The sequence below is a fragment of the Pseudomonas sp. DE0010 genome (genome assembly GCF_007680745.1).
In the GTDB taxonomy this organism is placed as follows: Bacteria; Pseudomonadota; Gammaproteobacteria; order Pseudomonadales; family Pseudomonadaceae; genus Aquipseudomonas; species Aquipseudomonas parafulva_B.
Genome location: NZ_VEJQ01000091.1, coordinates 1 through 347 on the forward strand (window position 1 = coordinate 1; position 347 = coordinate 347).

1 protein-coding gene and 1 pseudogene are annotated in these 347 nt (G+C 73.8%); both read left to right on the plus strand.

The features are described 5' to 3' along the window. A pseudogene (locus FS767_RS23280) lies at positions 1-128 on the plus strand (3-hydroxylacyl-ACP dehydratase); the annotation flags it as partial. Further along, on the plus strand, positions 125-347 hold a 223-nt coding region (locus FS767_RS21790), incomplete at its 3' end, for an SDR family NAD(P)-dependent oxidoreductase (RefSeq protein WP_144968176.1). The pseudogene FS767_RS23280 and the gene FS767_RS21790, both read left to right, overlap by 4 nt.

The window sequence follows — 347 nt, forward strand, 5'->3', positions numbered from 1 at the left end:
TGGAAAACGACGACGGCATGGCCATCTTCGACTGCCACCTGCAGGGCCCTGGCTGCCAGGCCAGCGCCCGCCTGAACGTCTACCGTCCACCCCAGGTGGATCTGTACCTAGAGGAGCCCGCGCCATGAGCGTCGCCCCCGCTCCGGTCCTGGTGACCGGTTCCAGCCGCGGCCTGGGCCGCGCCATCGCCCTGCGCCTGGCCGCCGCCGGCCATGACCTGGTGCTGCACTGCCGCAGCCGCCGCGAGGAAGCCGAGGCGGTGCGCGCCGAGGTCGAGGCCCTGGGCCGCAACGCCCGGGTGCTGCAATTCGACGTCGGCGACCGCGCCGCCTGCGCCGCCATCCTGG